This window comes from Oleisolibacter albus (genome assembly GCF_003336875.1).
Classification (GTDB): domain Bacteria; phylum Pseudomonadota; class Alphaproteobacteria; order Azospirillales; family Azospirillaceae; genus Niveispirillum; species Niveispirillum album.
The window spans coordinates 334,662-354,220 of record NZ_QGNJ01000001.1 but is presented as its reverse complement, the minus strand read 5'-3'; the positions used below and the strand labels follow the sequence as shown (position 1 = coordinate 354,220).

Here is a 19,559-nt window from a genome sequence, read left to right as displayed (position 1 = left end):
CCCGGTGGAGCGGGCGTGGCGGAACTGGTAGACGCGCCGGATTTAGGTTCCGGTGTCGAAAGACGTGGGGGTTCGAGTCCCTTCGCCCGCACCATGAGTTTTGAACCGCAACCAACCGCGGGGGGTCCGCCCTTGCGGGAGCTCCGGCCGGCCATCCGGTCCGAGGGGCGCCACAGAAAAAGACAGGCATTTCGTCCCATGCAGATCACCGAGACCAGCGCCGACGGCCTTCGCCGTGAATTCAAGGTCATCATCCCGGCCAAGGACATCGACTCCCGGGTCGCCGACCGCCTGCGGGAAGTGGGCAAGACGGTGCGCATGCCCGGCTTCCGTCCCGGCAAGGTGCCGATGCCGATCCTGAAGCAGCGCTACGGTCAGTCCGTCATGGGCGAGGTGCTGGAAGCCGCGCTGAACGACAGCACCGCCAAGGCCATCGAGCAGAACAGCCTGCGCCCGGCCCTGCAGCCGAAGGTGGAGATCATCAACTTCGCCGAGGGCCAGGACCTGGAATTCTCCATGGCCGTGGAACTGCTGCCCGAGTTCGAGCCGGCCGACCTGTCCGGTGTCGAGATCGCCAAGCCGGTGGTCGAGGTCACCGATGTCATGGTCGACGAGTCCCTGGGCCGTCTGGCCAAGGGCCGCCGCACCAGCGAGAAGGTCGAGGACGACCGCGCCGCCGTGTCCGGCGACATCCTGCTGATCAACTTCGACGGCTCCGTCGATGGCGAGAAGCGCCCCGGCATGCAGGGCGACGATTATGAGCTGGAGCTGGGCTCCGGCACCTTCATTCCCGGCTTCGAGGATCAGCTGATCGGCGCCAAGGCCGGTGAGCACAAGGCCGTGACCGTGACCTTCCCCGAGCAGTACCACGCTGCCGAGCTGGCCGGTAAGGAGGCCGTGTTCGAGGTCGATGTGAAGGAGCTGCGCCAGGGCAAGGACGCGGAGATCAATGACGAGCTCGCCAAGTCCTTCGGCTTCGACGATCTGGCCGCGCTGAAGGCCGCCATCCGCGAGCGCATGGCCGGCGACTATGGCAACACCTCGCGCCTGCGTGCCAAGCGCACCCTGCTGGACAAGCTGGCCGAGCTGCACAGCTTCGACGTGCCGGCCGGTATGGTCGACATCGAGTTCAACCAGATCTGGGAGCGGCTGCAGCAGGAGCTGAAGGCCGGCGGCGGCGAGGCCGAGGACAAGGAGAAGGACGAGGAGACGCTGAAGGCGGAGTACCGCGACATTGCCATCCGCCGCGTCCGTCTGGGTCTGCTCCTTTCCGAGATCGGTCGTCGCAACAATATCACGGTGACCCGGGACGAGCTGAACCAGGCGGTGGTCGCCGAGGCGCGGCGCTATCCGGGCCAGGAGCGTGAAGTCTTCGACTTCTTCCGGAAGAACCCCCAGGCCATCGAAGGCCTGCGGGCGCCGATCTATGAAGACAAGGTGGTCGACTTCATCCTGGGAAGCATTAAGGTGAACGAGGAGACCGTGTCGGTTGAAGAGCTGATGCGGGAGCCCGACGACGAAGGCATCGCCGCTACGGCGTAAGGCGCGGGGATGCCAAGGAGTACATGGGGGCGGTGGCGCCCCCATGTAACGCGAGGAGCAGAGCAGGACCCATGATCGAGCCGCAGATGAACGCGCTGGTCCCCATGGTGGTCGAACAGACCAACCGCGGCGAACGCGCCTATGACATCTACTCCCGTCTCCTCAAGGAACGGATCATCTTCCTGGTCGGCGGGGTCAACGACGCGGTGGCGAGCCTCGTCTGTGCCCAGCTGCTCTTCCTGGAGGCGGAGAATCCCAGCAAGGAGATCTCCTTCTACATCAACTCGCCCGGCGGCTATGTCACGGCCGGTCTGGCGATCTATGACACCATGCAGTACATCCGCTGCCCGGTGGCGACCATCTGCATGGGCCAGGCGGCCAGCATGGGGGCGCTGCTGCTGGCGGGCGGTGCTGCCGGACGGCGCTTCTCGCTGCCCAACAGCCGGATCATGATCCACCAGCCCTCGGGCGGTGCCCAGGGTCAGGCCGCTGACATCGAGATCCAGGCGCAGGAGATCCTGCGCATGCGCCAGCGCCTGAACGAGATCTTCAATCATCATACCGGCCAACCGCTGGACGTCATTGAAAAGGCCGTCGAGCGCGACAAATTCATGAGTCCGGAGGAGGCCAAGGCCTTCGGCCTGATCGACGAGGTGTTCAACCACCGTCCTGGCGGCCTGTCCACCCAGGCGGCGTGACCTTTGGGGGAGCAGCGACCAACAAGCTATTGATCGCTGTGTCAACCGTGGTGTTGAATGGCAGGCAGGGCGGAAACGCCCGGCCTACCGCGTCGGTTCTCCGGTGGGGTTGTCAGTCGGGTTCATGGCATCGGATCGGCACAGCCACCGGATGTTGTGGGGAACGGCAGGCGATCCAGCCAGTTAAGAGGACATCCGGCGGGTGTCCGGGCGCACGGGGAGGGAGCCACAAGGGGGTTCCGCCCTGTACGCCACCCGGTGATGTACGGAGCCCATATGACCAAGTCGACCGGCGGCGACAGCAAGAATACCCTCTACTGCTCCTTCTGCGGAAAGAGCCAGCATGAGGTGCGCAAGCTCATTGCCGGCCCCACCGTGTTCATCTGCGATGAATGCGTCGAGCTGTGCATGGACATCATCCGCGAGGAGAACAAGACCACGCTGGTGAAGTCTCGCGACGGGGTGCCGACCCCGCGCGACATCTGCACGGTCCTGGATGATTACGTGATCGGGCAGGAGCACGCCAAGCGGGTGCTGTCCGTGGCCGTGCATAACCACTACAAGCGTCTGGCCCACGGCGCCAAGCACAACGACGTCGAACTGGCCAAGTCGAACATCCTGCTGATCGGCCCGACGGGGTCGGGCAAGACGCTGCTGGCCCAGACACTGGCCCGCATCATCGACGTGCCCTTCACCATGGCCGACGCCACCACGCTGACCGAAGCCGGTTACGTGGGCGAGGACGTGGAGAACATCATCCTCAAGCTGCTGCAGGCGGCCGACTACAATGTCGAACGGGCGCAGCGCGGCATCGTCTATATCGACGAGGTCGACAAGATCAGCCGCAAGTCCGACAACCCCTCCATCACCCGCGACGTCTCGGGCGAGGGCGTGCAGCAGGCGCTGCTGAAGATCATGGAAGGCACGGTCGCCTCCGTGCCGCCGCAGGGCGGGCGCAAGCATCCGCAGCAGGAGTTCCTGCAGGTCGACACCACCAACATCCTCTTCATCTGCGGCGGTGCCTTCGCCGGGCTGGAAAAGATCATCGCCGCCCGCGGCAAGGGCACGTCCATCGGCTTCGGTGCCGATGTGCGTGCGCCGGATGAGCGCCGCACCGGTGACATCCTGCGTGAGGTCGAGCCGGAGGATCTGCTGAAGTTCGGCCTGATTCCCGAGTTCGTCGGCCGTCTGCCGGTGCTGGCCACGCTGCGCGACCTCGACGAGGCAGCACTGATCGAGATCCTGTCCAAGCCGAAGAACGCGCTGGTCAAGCAGTACCAGCGCCTGTTCGAGATGGAGGATGTCAAGCTGACGGTGCATGAGGAGGCCCTGCGCGCCATCGCCCTGAAGGCGATTCAGCGCAAGACCGGTGCCCGCGGCCTGCGTTCCATCATGGAGACCATCCTGCTGGAACCGATGTTCGATCTGCCCGGCCTGCAGGGCGTGGAGGAGATCGTCATCAACAAGGAAGTGGTGGAGGGGCGGGCGCGCCCGCTCTACATCTACTCCGACCGCCGCAGTGAGGCCGCCCCTGGCGCCTGAGGTTCCGGCCCGGCAGGGCACAGGGCGGTGCATTGCAGGAAATGCGTGACGGAACGGACCCATTCCCGGCGGATGGGTCCGTTTTCGTTTGCCGGTGATGGCCCATGTGCTGCGATCGGCCGCCTATACGCCGGGATAGGCCGTGCATCCCAGCCAAAATCCGGCCGATCCGCCCCGAAATGGCCGCGATAGCGCGGTGACATCGCAGTTCAAGCCCTTGAAGGGGGGGTATGGCTGTGCCACGTTACCTGCTGCGCTGTCGCCGTGTGCTGCCGTGCCCAGTGGGGGCGGACACGCGGACCGGGCCCAGGCTGGGCTGACGGCACGGAGACTTTGAGAAGGCGAGACGCCAAATGCTGGACATCCCCCGTGGTGCTCTTTATCCGGTCCTGCCGCTGAGGGACATCGTTGTCTTTCCGCACATGATCGTTCCGCTGTTTGTTGGCCGCGAGAAGTCGGTCAAGGCGCTCGAGGATGTCATGAAGGACGACAAGCAGATCCTGCTTGTCACCCAGAAGAACGCCTCGCAGGACGATCCCACGCCCGCCGACATCTACAGCGTGGGCACGGTGGGTACGGTGCTGCAGCTGCTGAAGCTGCCCGACGGCACGGTCAAGGTGCTGGTCGAGGGCGGCAAGCGCGCCAGCGTCGTGAAGTTCGCGGAGAATGAGGAGTTCTTCCAGGCCTATGCCGAACTGATCGACGAGAAGGTCGGTGAACCGCAGGAGCTGGAAGCCCTGTCCCGCGCCGCCGTCTCCCAGTTCGAGCAGTACATCAAGCTCAACAAGAAGATTCCGCCCGAGGTTCTGGTCTCGATCAACCAGATCGACGATGCCGGCAAGCTGGCCGACACCATCGCCTCGCATCTGCAGCTGAAGATCGCCGAGAAGCAGCAGCTGCTGGAGACCCCGACCATCGCCGAGCGGCTGGAGAAGGTCTATGCCTTCATGGAAGGCGAGATCGGCGTGCTGCAGGTGGAAAAGCGCATCCGCAACCGCGTCAAGCGGCAGATGGAGAAGACCCAGCGCGAGTACTATCTCAACGAGCAGATGAAGGCCATCCAGAAGGAGCTGGGCGAGAGCGAGGATGGCAAGGACGAGGTCGCGGAGATCGAGGAGAAGATCGCCAAGACCAAGCTCAGCAAGGAGGCCCGCGACAAGGCCATGGCGGAGGTGAAGAAGCTCCGCACCATGAGCCCGATGTCTGCCGAGGCCACGGTGGTGCGCAACTACCTGGACTGGATGCTGAGCCTGCCCTGGAAGAAGCGCACCAAGGTCAAGAAGGATATCAAGGGCGCCGAGAAGATCCTCAACCAGGACCATTACGGGCTGGAGAAGGTCAAGGAGCGCATTCTGGAGTACCTGGCCGTGCAGCAGCGCATGGACAAGGTGCGTGGCCCCATTCTCTGCCTGGTCGGCCCGCCCGGCGTCGGCAAGACCTCGCTGGGCAAGTCCATCGCCAAGGCGACGGGGCGCAATTTCGTCCGCATGTCGCTGGGCGGTGTCCGCGACGAGGCCGAGGTGCGGGGGCATCGCCGCACCTATATCGGCTCCATGCCCGGCAAGGTCATCCAGGGCATGAAGAAGGCCAAATCGTCCAATCCGCTGTTCCTGATGGACGAGATCGACAAGCTGGGCGCCGACTGGCGCGGCGATCCCTCCTCGGCCCTGCTGGAGGTGCTGGATCCCGAGCAGAACAGCACCTTCGCCGACCATTATCTCGAGGTGGACTACGATCTGTCGGACGTGATGTTCGTCTGCACGGCCAATACGCTGCGCATGCCACAGCCGCTGCTGGACCGTATGGAGATCATCCGGCTGGCCGGTTACACCGAGGATGAGAAGGTCGAGATCGCCAAGCGGCACCTGCTGGACAAGCAGGTGAAGGATCATGGGCTGAAGCCCGGCGAGTTCACCATCTCCGACGACGCGCTGCGCGACCTGATCCGCTACTACACCCGCGAAGCCGGCGTGCGGAACCTGGAGCGCGAGATCGCCAATCTGGCCCGCAAGGTCATCAAGGAGATCCTGATGAAGGGTCTCGAGAAGGTGGCGGTCACGCGCAAGAATCTGGAGAAATATGCCGGCGTCCGCCGTTACCATTTCGGTGAGGTGGAGACGGAGGACATGGTCGGCATCGTCACCGGCCTTGCCTGGACCGAGGTCGGGGGCGAACTGCTGTCCATCGAGTCCGTCATGCTGCGTGGCAAGGGCCGGGTGGTCACCACCGGCAAGCTGGGCGATGTCATGAAGGAATCGGTGCAGGCGGCCGAAAGCTATGTGCGCTCACGCGCCACGCAGTTCGGCATCAAGCCGACCCTGTTCGAGAAGCGCGACATCCATGTGCATGTCCCGGAGGGAGCGACCCCGAAGGACGGCCCCTCCGCCGGCGTGGCCATGATCACCTCCATCGTCTCGGTGCTGACCGGCATTCCGGTCCGCAAGGACGTGGCGATGACCGGTGAGATCACGCTGCGCGGGCGCGTGCTGCCCATCGGCGGGCTGAAGGAGAAGCTGCTGGCTGCCTTGCGTGGCGGCATCAAGACCGTGCTGATTCCCAAGGACAATGAAAAGGACCTGGCCGACATCCCCGACAATGTGAAGCGGGGCATGACCATCATCCCGGTGATCACGGTGGACGAGGTCTTGGCCAATGCCCTGACCCAGGCCCCGGTCGCCATTGAATGGTCGGAGGCCGACGAGGTGCCCGCAGTACCGGCAAAAGCCGGGGACGAGGACCGTGAGGGCGTGATTCGCCATTGAAGTAGGCCCCGAAATCGTGTGAATTGAAGGCCATCTGCACCCCGCCTGCGCGGGGTGCGGCTGGCTTTTCAGTGAAACAAGCTCCCGGGGATTACCTGGGGCCCGCAACCGTATCTCTCTTGATGAAGGGGGGCCTTAAGTGAACAAGAACGATCTCGTTGCCGCTGTCGCCGAGACGGCCGGCCTGTCCAAGGCTGACGCCACCAAGGCTGTCGACGCGGTTTTCGATGCGGTGACCGTCGCCCTGCAGAAGGGGGATGAAGTGCGTCTGGTGGGCTTCGGTACCTTTGCCGTGGCCGAGCGTGCGGCGTCTGAAGGGCGCAACCCGCGGACGGGCGAGAAGATCGCCATTGCCGCCAGCAAGCAGCCGAAGTTCAAGCCCGGCAAGGGCCTGAAGGACGCGCTGAACTGAGCCGACGCCGGGCGGCACACCGGCCTGGTTGAGGGGCCTGGCCGCCTGTGCCCCCGCAGGGGAGAGGACCCGAGCCAGAAGGCCGGGAAGGCGGATGGCGGCGCGGCGCCATCAACGGTACGCAGGCGATGCACGACAGGTGCAGCCGGTTTTCCAACGGGGCGTCTCACGACGTCCCGTTTTTTGTTTTTCAGGAGCCGCCAGCCGTGCTATCCGGGCCTCCACCGGACCGCCGCGGGGCGGTCGCTGGATGGGCGGTTAGCTCAGGGGTAGAGCATCGGTTTTACACACCGTTGGTCGGGGGTTCAAATCCCTCACCGCCCACCACCATCACCCCCGCTTCCACCCGCACCGAAACAGACCAGTGTAGGATCCAGGCCGGGGCAGGCCCCTGCGGGATGCACGTCCGCATGCCGTGGGGCGCGGCGGAACGGCTGGCGGCAGGGGAGGGCTCTTATTCGCGGCGATAAAAGAATGCGGCGGTGATCGATTTTCCTGTTTGACAAGGATCTCCAGCCCGCCTATACACCCGCCCACGCCACGGACGACGGCGCGGCGCTGACGAAAGACAGCGGCGGCCGGGGTCAAAGAGGTCAATAAATACGCGGGTGTAGCTCAGTTGGTTAGAGCGCCGGCCTGTCACGCCGGAGGCCGCGGGTTCAAGTCCCGTCACTCGCGCCACCTCATCGTGGTCTGTTCCGCAAGCGGCGCCCTCCGGGCGCCGTTTTCGCATCCGGACCTTGCCTGGCCAGCGTCGGCGCTGCTCCGCCGGTGCCGGGTATCGGGGTGATGTCTTGGTCCTGCATGTTGGCGATATCCCGTATTTTCAGGGACTTGACCGAAGACATTACAGCGTAAATGCAAATCATTCTCAATTGGTCGCGACGGACTGACCCTGCGACGAAATGGGCGTAATTTGCTTTCCTTGGCTAGACGGGCGGCCTATATTCCACCGGGCCCCGTTCTGGGGCCTTCCGTCCATGATCCGCTTGGCTGGAACGGGCGCAAATGTCCGCTGATGCGGGCGCGCACGCCAGTCGGCTGCAACGGTGTGGCGATGACTGATCCGCTGTCCAATCCTCTGCTGGTCGAGTACCTGCCGATTCTGGTTTTCCTGGCGATCGCCATGGCCGTGGCCGGCGCCATGCTGGTGGCCTCGCTGCTGGCCGGCAAGCAGAACCCTGACAGCGAGAAGCTGTCTGCCTACGAGTGCGGGTTCGAGGCCTTCGATGATGCCCGCAGCAAGTTTGATGTCCGCTTCTATCTGGTGGCCATCCTCTTCATCATCTTCGACCTGGAAGTGGCCTTCCTGTTCCCCTGGGCCGTGTCCCTGGGGGGGATCGGCCTGTTCGGTTTTTGGTCGATGATGGTGTTCCTGGGCATCCTGACCATCGGCTTCATCTACGAGTGGAAGAAGGGCGCGCTGGACTGGGAGTGATCCCGTCCACCCGTCCATGGAGCACCCCATGAGCAACCTTGTGACCACCAACGCCGCCGGCTCCGTCATCGGCAACACCAGCCCGCTGCCCCCGGGCTCCGCCCAGGACACCTATATGAAGGCGGTGACCACGGAGTTGCAGGACAAGGGCTTCCTGACGGCCCGGTACGAGAACCTGCTGGAATGGGCCCGCACCGGCTCGCTGTGGCCGATGACCTTCGGTCTGGCCTGTTGTGCCGTGGAGATGATCCACTCCTACATGGCCCGCTACGACCTGGACCGGTTCGGCGTCATTCCCCGGCCCAGCCCGCGCCAGTCGGACGTGATGATCGTCGCCGGCACCCTGTGCAACAAGATGGCGCCGGCCCTGCGCAAGGTCTATGACCAGATGGCGGAGCCGCGCTGGGTCATCTCCATGGGCTCCTGCGCCAATGGCGGCGGCTATTACCATTACAGCTACTCGGTGGTCCGTGGCTGCGACCGCATCGTGCCGGTCGACATCTATGTGCCGGGATGCCCGCCGACGGCCGAGGCGCTGGTCTATGGCATCCTGCAGCTGCAGAAGAAGATCAAGAACGGCAACCGCCTGATCCGCGCGTGATCCGGGTCGGACAGAGGATGCTAAGAGAATGAGCGATCAAGCCCTTCAGGAACTCGGCGACTACATCCAGAACGCCCTGGGGACCGACATCGTCTCGGTCGAGGTCAAGCTGGGTGAGCTGTGTGTCACCGTGGTCCGCCACGCCGTGGCCAAGGCGCTGCAGTTCCTGCGCGACGACTCCACCTGTCACTGCGAGATGCTGGCCGACATTGCCGGTGTGGATTATCCGGCCCGCGCCGAGCGGTTCGAGGTGGTCTACAATCTTCTGTCGGTGAAGCATAACCATCGCGTGCGTGTGAAGGTCAGCACCGACGAGGACACGCCCGTGCCCTCCGTCACCGGCATCTATCCTGTGGCCGGCTGGTTCGAGCGCGAGGCCTGGGATCTCTATGGCATCTTCTTCTCCGGTCACCCCGATCTGCGCCGCATCCTGACCGACTACGGTTTCGAGGGGCATCCGCTGCGCAAGGACTTCCCGCTGACCGGGTATGTCGAGCTTCGTTACGACGAGGACCAGAAGCGCGTCGTCTATGAGCCGGTGACCCTGACCCAGGATTTCCGCACCTTCGATTTCCTGTCGCCCTGGGAAGGCATGACCGACGTGCAGCTGCCCGGCGACGAGAAGGCGCAGATCCCGCTCGGTGCCGTCAATCCCACCCAGCGCGAGCTGGCCGACAATCCTGCTGCGAAGCCCATCGCCACACCGACCGGCGCTACGCCGGTGAAGGGCTGAGGGGGAGAGTGAACATGGCCCAGACCCAGGTTGCCAATCCCGGCGGCGAAGTCCAGATCAAGCCGTTCACCATCAATTTCGGCCCGCAGCATCCGGCTGCGCACGGCGTGCTGCGCCTGGTGCTGGAGATGGACGGCGAGGTGGTCGAGCGTGCCGATCCCCATGTCGGCCTGCTGCATCGCGGCACCGAGAAGCTGATCGAGTACAAGACCTATCTCCAGGCCAACCCCTATTTCGACCGGCTGGACTATGTGTCGCCCATGTGCATGGAGCACACCTATGTCCTGGCCCAGGAGAAGCTGCTCGGCATCACTCCGCCGAAGCGGGCGCAGTATATCCGCGTGCTGTTCGCGGAGATGACGCGCGTCCTGAACCATCTGCTGAACATCACCACCTTCGCGCTCGACGTCGGCGCCATCACGCCGTCGCTGTGGGGCTTCGAAGAGCGTGAGAAGCTGATGGAGTTCTACGAGCGTGTGTCCGGCGCCCGGCTGCACGCCAACTATTTCCGCTGTGGCGGTGTGAATCTGGATCTGCCGGCCGGTCTGGCCGATGACATCTGGGATTATACCGAGACCTTCGAGAAGTTTCTGGCCGACCTGGAAGGGCTGCTGACCGAGAACCGCGTGTTCAAGCAGCGCACCGTCGATATCGGCGTGGTCAGCGCCGCCGACGCCCTGGCCTGGGGCTTCAGCGGCCCCATGCTGCGCGGCTCGAACGTGGCCTGGGATCTGCGCAAGGCGCAGCCCTATGACAGCTATGACGAGTTCGATTTCGACATCCCCGTCGGCCTGACCGGCGACTGCTATGCGCGCTATCTCGTGCGCATCGAGGAGATGCGCGAGTCCAACAAGATCATGCGTCAGGCCCTGCAGAAGCTGGCCAACACGCCGGGTCCGGTGCGTGTCAACGACCGCAAGGTGGCGCCGCCGCCGCGGGGTGAGATGAAGCGGTCGATGGAATCGCTGATCCACCACTTCAAGCTCTACACCGAGGGCTATCACGTCCCGGCCGGTGAGACCTACACTGCCACGGAATCGCCCAAGGGCGAGTTCGGCGTCTATCTGGTGTCTGACGGGACCAACAAGCCGTACCGGTGCAAGATCCGCCCCACCGGCTTCTCGCACCTGCAGGCCATGGATTTCATGTCCAAGGGTCACATGCTCGCCGACGCGGTGGCGATCATCGGCTCCATGGACATCGTGTTCGGAGAGATTGATCGATGAGTGCCGCCGAGACCAAGGTCGCCGCCGGGGCCGCCGAAACGGGGTCCACGGAACCGGGCAGCTTCGCCTTCACGCCCGAGAACCTCGAGCTGGCCAAGCGCATCATCGCCAAGTACCCGCCGGGCCGCCAGCAGAGCGCGGTCATGCCGCTGCTCGACCTGGCCCAGCGCCAGAACGGCAACTGGTTGCCGGAGATCGCCATCAACTATGTCGCGGACATGCTGGAGATGCCCCGGATCCGCGCCAAGGAAGTGGCGACCTTCTACACCATGTACAACCTGAAGCCGGTGGGGAAGCACTTCGTCCAGGTCTGCACCACCACCCCGTGCTGGCTGCGCGGCTCTGACGCGGTGCTGCACGCCTGTGAGAAGAAGCTGGGCATCAAGGCCGGGGAGACCACCGCCGACGGCCAGTTCACCGTCATCGAGGTGGAATGCCTGGGCGCCTGCGCCAACGCGCCGATGATGCAGATCAACGACGATTTCTACGAGGACCTGACGGCCGCGACGACCGAGGCGGTGCTGGATGCGCTGGCCCGGGGCGAACAGCCGAAGACCGGTCCGCAGAACGGCCGCATCGCCGCCTGTCCCGAGGGCGGGCCGACGACGCTGATCGAGTCCGCCACCCGCGCCGGCGTCAAGCCGGCCGGCCAGAGCTGAGGAGTGCAGCCATGCTGCGCGATGAAGACCGCATCTTCACCAACCTCTACGGCTTCGAGAGCCCCTTCCTGGAAGGAGCCAAGGCCCGTGGCGACTGGCAGGGGACCAAGGACATCCTGGATCTCGGCCGCGACAAGATCATCGAGCTGGTGAAGGAATCCGGCCTGCGCGGCCGTGGCGGCGCCGGTTTCTCCACCGGCATGAAGTGGTCCTTCATGCCGAAGAAGACCGATGGCGGCCCGGTCTATCTGGTCATCAACGCCGACGAGGGCGAGCCCGGGACCTGCAAGGACCGGGAGATCATGCGCCATGATCCGCACAAGCTGATCGAGGGCTGCCTGATCGCCGGTTTCGCCATCGGCGCCACCGCCTGCTACATCTATATCCGCGGCGAGTTCTACAGCGAGGGCTCCAACGTCCAGCGCGCCATCGACGAGGCCTATGCGGCCGGTCTGATCGGCAAGAATGCCTGCGGCACCGGCTATGATTACGATGTCTACCTGCACCGCGGCGCCGGCGCCTATATCTGCGGTGAGGAGACGGCGCTGATCGAAAGCCTGGAAGGCAAGAAGGGCCAGCCCCGCAACAAGCCGCCGTTCCCGGCCATGGCCGGCCTCTATGCCCGGCCCACCACCGTGAACAATGTGGAATCCATCGCGGTGGTTCCCACCATCCTGCGCCGCGGTGCCTCCTGGTTCGCCAATCTGGGGCGGCCCAAGAACAGCGGCACCAAGCTGTTCTGCATCTCCGGTCACGTGAACAAGCCCTGCACGGTGGAAGAGGAGATGGGCATTCCGCTGAAGGAGCTTCTGGAGAAGCATTGCGGCGGCGTGCGCGGCGGCTGGGACAATCTGCTGGCCATCATCCCCGGCGGCTCCTCGGTGCCGGTGCTGCCGAAGGAGACCTGCGAGACCGTGCTGATGGACTTCGACAGCCTGCGCGAAGTCCGCTCCGGTCTCGGCACGGCTGCGGTCATCGTCATGGACAAGTCCACCGACATTGTCCGCGCCATCGCCCGCCTGTCGAAATTCTACATGCATGAGAGCTGCGGCCAGTGCACGCCCTGCCGCGAGGGCACCGGCTGGATGTGGCGCGTCATGGAACGCATGGTGAAGGGCAATGCGCGTGTCGAGGAAATCGACATGCTGCTCGACGTCACCAAGCAGGTGGAAGGCCATACCATCTGCGCCCTGGGTGATGCGGCCGCCTGGCCGATCCAGGGCCTGATCCGGCATTTCCGCCCGGAAATGGAACGCCGCATCCTCGAATACCGCGCGACCGCCGACCGTGGCGTGCGCGTGGCGGCCGAGTAAGGACGGGGCGCGAGAGGAAGACCATGCCCAAACTCACCATCGACGGCATCGAGATCGAAGTCGCGCCGGGCACGTCCGTGCTCCAGGCCTGCGAACAGCTCGGGATCGAGGTTCCGCGCTTCTGCTACCACGAACGCCTGTCCGTTCCGGCCAACTGCCGCATGTGCCTGGTCGAGATCGAGCGCTCGCCCAAGCCGGTGGCGTCCTGCGCCATGCCGGCCGGCGAGGGCATGGTGGTCAAGACCAACACCGAGACGGTGCACAAGGCCCGCAAGGGCGTGATGGAATTCCTGCTGGTCAACCACCCGCTGGATTGCCCGATCTGCGATCAGGGCGGCGAGTGCGACCTGCAGGACCAGGCCGTGTCCTATGGCTACGACCGCGGCCGCTTCGCCGAGAACAAGCGGGCGGTCAAGGACAAGGACATGGGGCCGCTGATCAAGACCTTCATGACCCGCTGCATCCATTGCACGCGCTGCATCCGCTTCATGGATGAGATCGCGGGCGTGTCGGCCCTCGGCGGACTGAACCGCGGCGAGCATCTGGAGATCACGCCGGCCCTGGAGGCCGGCATCGCCTCCGAACTGTCCGGCAATCTGGTCGATGTCTGCCCGGTGGGGGCGCTGACCAGCAAGCCCTACAGCTTCACGGCCCGCCCCTGGGAGCTGCGCAAGACCGAGACCATCGATGTGCTGGACGCCGTGGGCTCCAACATCCGCGTCGATACCCGCGGCCCCGAGGTGATGCGCGTGCAGCCCCGCCTGCACGAGGACATCAACGAGGAGTGGATCAGCGACAAGACCCGCTACAGCCATGACGGGCTGAAGCGGCAGCGACTGGACCGCCCCTATGTGCGCGGCGCCGACGGCAAGCTGAAGCCAGCCAGCTGGGCCGAGGCCTTCGCTGTCATCGCCCAGCGCCTGTCGGGCGTGGCGGGCACCCGCATGGCCGCCCTGGCCGGCGATCTGGCCGATGTGGAATCGACCCTGGCGCTGAAGCAGCTGATGCAGGCCCTGGGCAGCCCGAACCTGGAATGCCGCCAGGACGGCGCCAGGTTCGACGTGTCGGCCCGCGCCGGCTACGTCTTCAACAGCACCATCGCCGGTATCGAGCAGGCCGACGCCGTGCTGATCATCGGCGCCAATCCCCGCTGGGATGCGCCGCTGGTCAATGCCCGCATCCGCAAGCGCTACCTGACCGGTGGCCTGAAGCATGTGGGCGTGCTGGGGCAGAATTTCGATCTGACCTATCCCACGACCTATCTGGGCGAGGGTGGGGCCGAGCTGGCGGCGCTGGCTGCCGGGACGCATCCGTTCCTCGAGGTGCTGAAGGCGGCCAAGAACCCGCTGATCATCCTGGGCATGGGCGCGCTGCGCCGCCCGGACGGTGCGGCGGTGCAGGCGGCGGTCCGCACCCTGGCCGAGGCGGTCGGCGCCATCCGCGAGGATTGGAACGGCTTCAACCTGCTGCACACCGCGGCGGGCCGCGTCGGTGCCCTGGATGTGGGCTTCGTGCCCCAGGCCGGCGGCCGCGATCTGGCCGGCATCCTGGCCGGCTGCCAGTCCGGCGAGATCGAGGTTGTGTATCTGCTGGGGGCCGATGAGATCCCTGGCGACAAGTTCGGCAAGGCCTTCGTCATCTACCAGGGCCACCATGGCGACCGCGGTGCCCACCGCGCCGACGTGATCCTGCCGGGTGCGGCCTACACCGAGAAGAACGCCACCTACGTCAACACCGAAGGCCGGGTGCAGCAGGCCCGCATGGCCGTGTTCCCGCTGGGCGAGGCCCGCGAGGACTGGAAGATCCTGCGTGCCCTGTCGGCCGAGCTGGGCAAGACGCTGCCCTATGACACCCTGTCCCAGCTGCGCCAGCATCTGGTCTCGGTGAACCCGGTGTTCGGCCAGATCGACACCATCGTGCCGGCCCCCTGGGTGGCCTTCGGCACGGCGGGCGAGATCGGCGGCGGGCACTTCATCTCGCCGATCGAGAATTTCTACATGACCGACCCGATCAGCCGCGCGTCGGTCACCATGGCCAAGTGCACCGAGGCCTTCCTGAAGCCGGCGGTGCCGGCCGCCGCGGAGTGACCGGACGATGGGTGAGTATCTGACGAGCTTGTGGGGCGACCTGCCCGTTGTCGTGCGCATCGTGGCGGCCATCCTGGCCATCGTGGTGCCGCTGCTGGTCGGCATGGCCATGCTGACCTATATGGAACGCAAGGTGCTGGGCGCCATGCAGCTGCGCCAGGGCCCGGCCCTGGTCGGCCCCTTCGGCCTGCTGCAGCCCTTCGCCGACGGTCTCAAGCTGCTGGCGAAGGAAACCATCATCCCGTCCGGCGCCAACCGTATGGTGTTCCTGGCGGCGCCGATGCTGACCTTCCTGCTGGCTCTGGTGGCCTGGGCGGTGATCCCGTTCGGCGAGGGGCTGGTGCTGGCCAACATCAATGTGGGCGTGCTCTACCTGTTCGCCATCAGTTCGCTGGGTGTCTATGGCATCATCATGGCGGGCTGGGCCTCGAACTCGAAGTACTCGTTCCTGGGCGGTCTGCGCTCGGCGGCGCAGATGGTCAGCTATGAGGTCTCCATCGGCCTCGTCATCATCACCGTTCTGCTCTGTGTCGGGTCGCTGAACCTGTCGAAGATCGTGGAAGCGCAGAGGACCGTCTGGTTCTGCATCCCGCTGTTCCCGATGTTCGTGGTGTTCTTCGTCTCGGCCCTGGCGGAAACCAATCGCGCGCCCTTCGACCTGCCGGAAGGCGAGTCGGAACTGTCCGGCGGCTTCTTCGTCGAATATTCGTCGATGAGCTTCGCCATGTTCTTCCTGGGCGAATACATCAACATGATCCTGATGAGCGCGCTGACCTCGGTCCTGTTCCTGGGCGGCTGGCTGCCGCCGCTGGACATCGCGCCGTTCAACTGGCTGCCCGGGCCGATCTGGTTCATCCTGAAGATCGTGCTGGTCCTGTTCTTCTTCATCTGGGTGCGTGCCACGCTGCCGCGCTACCGCTACGACCAGCTGATGCGGCTGGGCTGGAAGGTTTTCCTGCCGTTCTCGCTGATCTGGGTGGTGCTGACGGCCGGCGTCCTGGTCTATTTCGACCTGCTGCCGACGACCTGAGACTAAGTCCTGGGGCAGGGGGCCGGACGGCCCCCTCGCTTCAAAGGGGTAAGGAGGTAAGTGATGGCCCTGCTTGACCGTACGGCACGCGGCCTGTTCCTGACCGAGCTGGTGAAGGGCATGGCGCTGACCTTCAGCTACATGTTCCGCCCGCGGGCCACGATCAACTACCCGTATGAGCGGGGGCCCATCAGCCCGCGCTTCCGCGGCGAGCACGCCCTGCGGCGCTATCCCAACGGGGAAGAGCGCTGCATCGCCTGCAAGCTGTGCGAGGCGGTGTGCCCGGCGCTCGCCATCACCATCGAGGCCGAACCGCGTGAGGACGGCTCCCGCCGCACCACGCGCTACGACATCGACATGACGAAATGCATCTATTGCGGTCTGTGCCAGGAGGCCTGCCCGGTCGATGCCATCGTCGAGGGGCCGAACCTGGAATTCGCCACCGAGACCCGCGAGGAGCTCTTCTACAACAAGGAGAAGCTGCTTTCGAACGGGGACCGGTGGGAGGCGCAGCTTGCCTCCAACATTGCGGCGGACGCCCCATACCGCTAAAAAGCCCCGGCTTCCCGAACCTTTCGGGGAGCCGAATTTCCCTTCGCCCGGAGTGCTCTCCGTGATCCCGTCCTGTCCACGTTCCGCGCCGGAGGCGGCGTAACCATGACCTTGACCGCACTCGCGTTCTACGCGTTCGCGACCATCCTGCTGGCATCAGCCGTGCGGGTGATCACGGCCAAGAATCCGGTCCACTCGGTGCTGTTCCTGATCCTGGCGTTCTTCAACGCCGCGGGTCTGTTCGTGCTGATCGGGGCTGAATTCGTCGCTTTCATCCTGGTCATCGTTTATGTCGGCGCCGTGGCGGTGCTGTTCCTCTTCGTCGTCATGATGCTGGATATCGACTTCCAGCAGCTGCGATCGGGGTTCCTGCAGAACCTGCCGGTGGGGATCATCGTCGGCCTGATCCTGGCCGTGGAGCTGGTGGCGCTGGTCGCCCTGCACTATGTGCAGCCCGGCGCCGGCGTGGCGACGGCGGCTCCGGCCGCGGCGGTGTCCAACACCGAGGCCATCGGGCGTGTGCTCTACACCGACTATGTCTATGCCTTCCAGGCCTCGGGCCTGATCCTGCTGGTGGCCATGATCGGCGCCATCGTGCTGACGCTGCGCCACCGTGCCGGTGTGCGCCGGCAGCAGATCGCCCAGCAGCTGGACCGGAAGCGCAGCGACGTGGTCGCCATTCGCAAGGTTCCGACGCGGGGGGGCGTCTGAGATGGAAATCGGCCTGTCCCACTATCTCACAGTTGCGGCCATGCTGTTCACGCTGGGCGTGTTCGGCATCTTCCTCAACCGCAAGAACGTGATCATCATCCTGATGTCGATCGAGCTGATCCTGTTGGCCGTCAACATCAATCTGGTGGCTTTCTCCGCCTTCCTGGGTGACCTGGTCGGCCAGATCTTCACCATGTTCATCCTGACCGTCGCCGCCGCGGAAGCGGCCATCGGCCTGGCCATCCTTGTCGTCTACTTCCGCAACCGCGGCACGATCGCGGTGGAAGACATCAACATGATGAAGGGCTGAGGGCATGGAAATCGCTGCCATCTTCCTGCCGCTGGCCGCCGCCTTCATCGCCGGCTTCTTCGGTCGCTTCATCGGCGACCGTGGCGCGCAGATCGTCACCTGTGCCGCGGTTCTGGCCGCGGCCGCCATCTCCGTGATGCTGTTCATGCAGATCGGCCTGGGCGGTCCCGAGGCGGCCCGCACCGTCGAGCTGTTCACTTGGATCGACAGCGGCAGCTTCGAAGTGAGCTGGGCGCTGCGCCTCGATACCCTGACCGCCGTCATGCTGGTGGTGGTCAACGGCGTGTCGGCCATGGTCCATGTCTACTCGGTCGGCTATATGAGCCATGATCCGAGCAAGGCCCGCTTCATGGCCTATCTCAGCCTGTTCACCTTCATGATGCTCATGCTGGTGACGGCGGACAATCTGCTGCAGATGTTCTTCGGCTGGGAGGGCGTCGGTCTGGCCTCCTACCTGCTGATCAATTTCTGGTTCCACAAGACCAGCGCCAACGACGCCTCGATGAAGGCGTTCCTGGTGAACCGCGTGGGTGACTTCGGCTTCGCGCTGGGCATCATGGCGGTGTTCCTGATCTTCGGGACCATCCAGTTCGACCAGATCTTCGCCCAGGTGGCCGCCAAGGCCGATCTGAGCATCAACTTCCTGGGCTTCCAGGTGCATGCGCTGACCTGCGCCTGCCTGCTGCTGTTTGTCGGCGCCATGGGCAAGTCGGCCCAGCTGGGGCTGCACACCTGGCTGCCGGACGCCATGGAAGGCCCGACCCCGGTGTCGGCGCTGATCCACGCAGCCACCATGGTGACGGCCGGCGTGTTCATGCTGGCCCGCATGAGCCCGGTGTTCGAGTATGCGCCCGCGGCGCTGTCCTTCGTCACCGTGATGGGGGCGCTGACGGCTATCGTCGCCGCCACCATCGGCATGACCCAGTTCGACATCAAGCGCGTCATCGCCTATTCGACGATGTCCCAGCTGGGCTACATGTTCTTCGCCATCGGTGTCGGCGCCTATCCGGCCGCCGTGTTCCACCTGATGACCCATGCCTTCTTCAAGGCGCTGCTGTTCCTGGGCGCCGGCTCGGTGATCCATGCCATGTCCGACGAGCAGGACATGCGCAACATGGGCGGTATCTGGAAGCTGATCCCCGTCACCTACGTTATGATGTGGATCGGCAATCTGGCCCTGGCCGGCATCCCGTTCTTCGCCGGCTACTACTCCAAGGACATGATCCTGGAGGTGGCCTACGCCAAGCACACCGCCGCCGGCAGCTTCGCCTTCTGGCTGGGCCTGGGTGCGGCGTTGATGACCGCCTTCTATTCCTGGCGCCTGCTGATCCTGACCTTCCATGGCCGCCCGCGCGCCAACGAGACGGTCATGGCCCATGTGCATGAAAGCCCGCTGGTCATGCTGCTGCCGCTGTGCGTGCTGGCCGTCGGTGCCCTGTTCTCGGGCTGGGTCGCCTATGACTGGTTCGTCGGCCATGACTGGGCCGAGTTCTGGGGCGAGAGCATCCTGATGCGCGCCGGCGAGCACGGCACCATCATCGACGCGGCCCACCATGTGCCGGCCTGGGTGCCGCTGTCGCCCTTCATCGCCGGCCTGATCGGCATCGCCCTGGCCTATCTGTTCTACATGATCAAGCCGGATCTGCCCGGCCAGTTCGTCGGCGCCTTCCGGTCGCTGCACGGCATCGTCTTCCGCAAGTACTATTTCGACGAGCTGTACAACGCCCTGTTCGTGAAGCCGGCCATGGCCCTGGGCTTCGGCCTGTGGAAGGGGGGCGATCAGGTGGTGATCGACGGGTTCGGACCCGACGGCGCCGCCCGCGTCACCCGCGGCCTGTCGGTGGTCGCCAGCCGGCTGCAGACCGGATACGTGTTCCACTATGCCTTCGTGATGGTGATCGGCGTGGTTGCGCTGGTCGGTTGGTTCTGGTTCCGCTGAGGGT

17 protein-coding genes and 3 tRNA genes are annotated in these 19,559 nt (G+C 64.9%); all 20 read left to right on the top strand.

What is annotated here, in order from left to right; genetic code table 11:
- Positions 1-9 precede the first annotated feature (9 nt).
- The 20 genes from DK368_RS01725 to nuoL all read left to right on the top strand — a co-directional run bounded on the left by DK368_RS01725 (position 10) and on the right by nuoL (position 19,555).
- Positions 10-94, top strand: a tRNA-Leu gene (locus tag DK368_RS01725).
- Positions 95-198: 104 nt separating this feature from the next.
- A complete protein-coding gene (gene tig, locus DK368_RS01720; protein WP_114391816.1) occupies positions 199-1,542 on the top strand; it encodes a trigger factor in 1,344 nt (447 codons plus the stop codon).
- A gap of 71 nt (positions 1,543-1,613) precedes the next feature.
- Positions 1,614-2,240 carry an ATP-dependent Clp endopeptidase proteolytic subunit ClpP gene (clpP, locus tag DK368_RS01715; RefSeq protein ID WP_114391815.1) on the top strand — a complete coding sequence of 209 codons (627 nt, stop codon included), beginning with the start codon at positions 1,614-1,616 and terminating at the stop codon, positions 2,238-2,240.
- A gap of 276 nt (positions 2,241-2,516) precedes the next feature.
- On the top strand, positions 2,517-3,782 hold the full coding sequence (gene clpX / locus DK368_RS01710; RefSeq protein ID WP_114391814.1) for an ATP-dependent Clp protease ATP-binding subunit ClpX: 1,266 nt from the start codon (positions 2,517-2,519) through the stop codon (positions 3,780-3,782).
- Positions 3,783-4,135: 353 nt separating this feature from the next.
- The gene (gene lon, locus DK368_RS01705; protein ID WP_114391813.1) at positions 4,136-6,544 is read left to right on the top strand and encodes an endopeptidase La; all 2,409 of its coding nucleotides are present in this window, start codon (positions 4,136-4,138) and stop codon (positions 6,542-6,544) included.
- 139 nt (positions 6,545-6,683) lie between these two features.
- Positions 6,684-6,956 (top strand): HU family DNA-binding protein, encoded by a 273-nt coding sequence (locus DK368_RS01700; protein ID WP_114391812.1) that lies wholly within the window; start codon positions 6,684-6,686, stop codon positions 6,954-6,956.
- 252 nt (positions 6,957-7,208) lie between these two features.
- Positions 7,209-7,283 (top strand) — tRNA-Val (locus DK368_RS01695).
- A 277-nt stretch (positions 7,284-7,560) separates the two neighbouring features.
- Positions 7,561-7,637 (top strand) — tRNA-Asp (locus DK368_RS01690).
- Positions 7,638-8,013: 376 nt separating this feature from the next.
- Positions 8,014-8,394 (top strand): NADH-quinone oxidoreductase subunit A, encoded by a 381-nt coding sequence (locus tag DK368_RS01685; RefSeq protein ID WP_114392076.1) that lies wholly within the window; start codon positions 8,014-8,016, stop codon positions 8,392-8,394.
- A 28-nt stretch (positions 8,395-8,422) separates the two neighbouring features.
- A complete protein-coding gene (locus DK368_RS01680; protein ID WP_114391811.1) occupies positions 8,423-8,995 on the top strand; it encodes a NuoB/complex I 20 kDa subunit family protein in 573 nt (190 codons plus the stop codon).
- A 28-nt stretch (positions 8,996-9,023) separates the two neighbouring features.
- Positions 9,024-9,728 carry an NADH-quinone oxidoreductase subunit C gene (locus tag DK368_RS01675; protein WP_114391810.1) on the top strand — a complete coding sequence of 235 codons (705 nt, stop codon included), beginning with the start codon at positions 9,024-9,026 and terminating at the stop codon, positions 9,726-9,728.
- Positions 9,729-9,742: 14 nt separating this feature from the next.
- A complete protein-coding gene (locus tag DK368_RS01670) occupies positions 9,743-10,954 on the top strand; it encodes an NADH-quinone oxidoreductase subunit D (protein ID WP_114391809.1) in 1,212 nt (403 codons plus the stop codon).
- Positions 10,951-11,613, top strand: coding sequence for an NADH-quinone oxidoreductase subunit NuoE (gene nuoE / locus DK368_RS01665; protein WP_114391808.1), 663 nt, complete (start codon positions 10,951-10,953; stop codon positions 11,611-11,613). The genes DK368_RS01670 and nuoE overlap by 4 nt, the downstream gene beginning before the upstream one ends.
- Before the next feature lie 11 nt (positions 11,614-11,624).
- Positions 11,625-12,926 carry an NADH-quinone oxidoreductase subunit NuoF gene (gene nuoF, locus DK368_RS01660; RefSeq protein ID WP_114391807.1) on the top strand — a complete coding sequence of 434 codons (1,302 nt, stop codon included), beginning with the start codon at positions 11,625-11,627 and terminating at the stop codon, positions 12,924-12,926.
- A 23-nt stretch (positions 12,927-12,949) separates the two neighbouring features.
- Complete coding sequence (nuoG, locus tag DK368_RS01655) at positions 12,950-15,013, top strand: NADH-quinone oxidoreductase subunit NuoG (RefSeq protein WP_114391806.1); 2,064 nt, start codon at positions 12,950-12,952, stop codon at positions 15,011-15,013.
- Positions 15,014-15,020: 7 nt separating this feature from the next.
- Positions 15,021-16,043 (top strand): NADH-quinone oxidoreductase subunit NuoH, encoded by a 1,023-nt coding sequence (gene nuoH / locus DK368_RS01650; RefSeq protein ID WP_114391805.1) that lies wholly within the window; start codon positions 15,021-15,023, stop codon positions 16,041-16,043.
- Positions 16,044-16,106: 63 nt separating this feature from the next.
- Entirely contained in the window at positions 16,107-16,595 is a 489-nt protein-coding gene (nuoI, locus tag DK368_RS01645; protein WP_114391804.1) for an NADH-quinone oxidoreductase subunit NuoI, read from the top strand.
- Between the two features lie 105 nt (positions 16,596-16,700).
- The gene (locus DK368_RS01640) at positions 16,701-17,306 is read left to right on the top strand and encodes an NADH-quinone oxidoreductase subunit J (RefSeq protein WP_114391803.1); all 606 of its coding nucleotides are present in this window, start codon (positions 16,701-16,703) and stop codon (positions 17,304-17,306) included.
- A 1-nt stretch (position 17,307) separates the two neighbouring features.
- A complete protein-coding gene (gene nuoK, locus DK368_RS01635; protein ID WP_114391802.1) occupies positions 17,308-17,616 on the top strand; it encodes an NADH-quinone oxidoreductase subunit NuoK in 309 nt (102 codons plus the stop codon).
- Between the two features lie 4 nt (positions 17,617-17,620).
- Positions 17,621-19,555, top strand: a complete 1,935-nt coding sequence (gene nuoL / locus DK368_RS01630; protein WP_114391801.1) for an NADH-quinone oxidoreductase subunit L — start codon at positions 17,621-17,623, stop codon at positions 19,553-19,555.
- Positions 19,556-19,559: the final 4 nt, after the last annotated feature.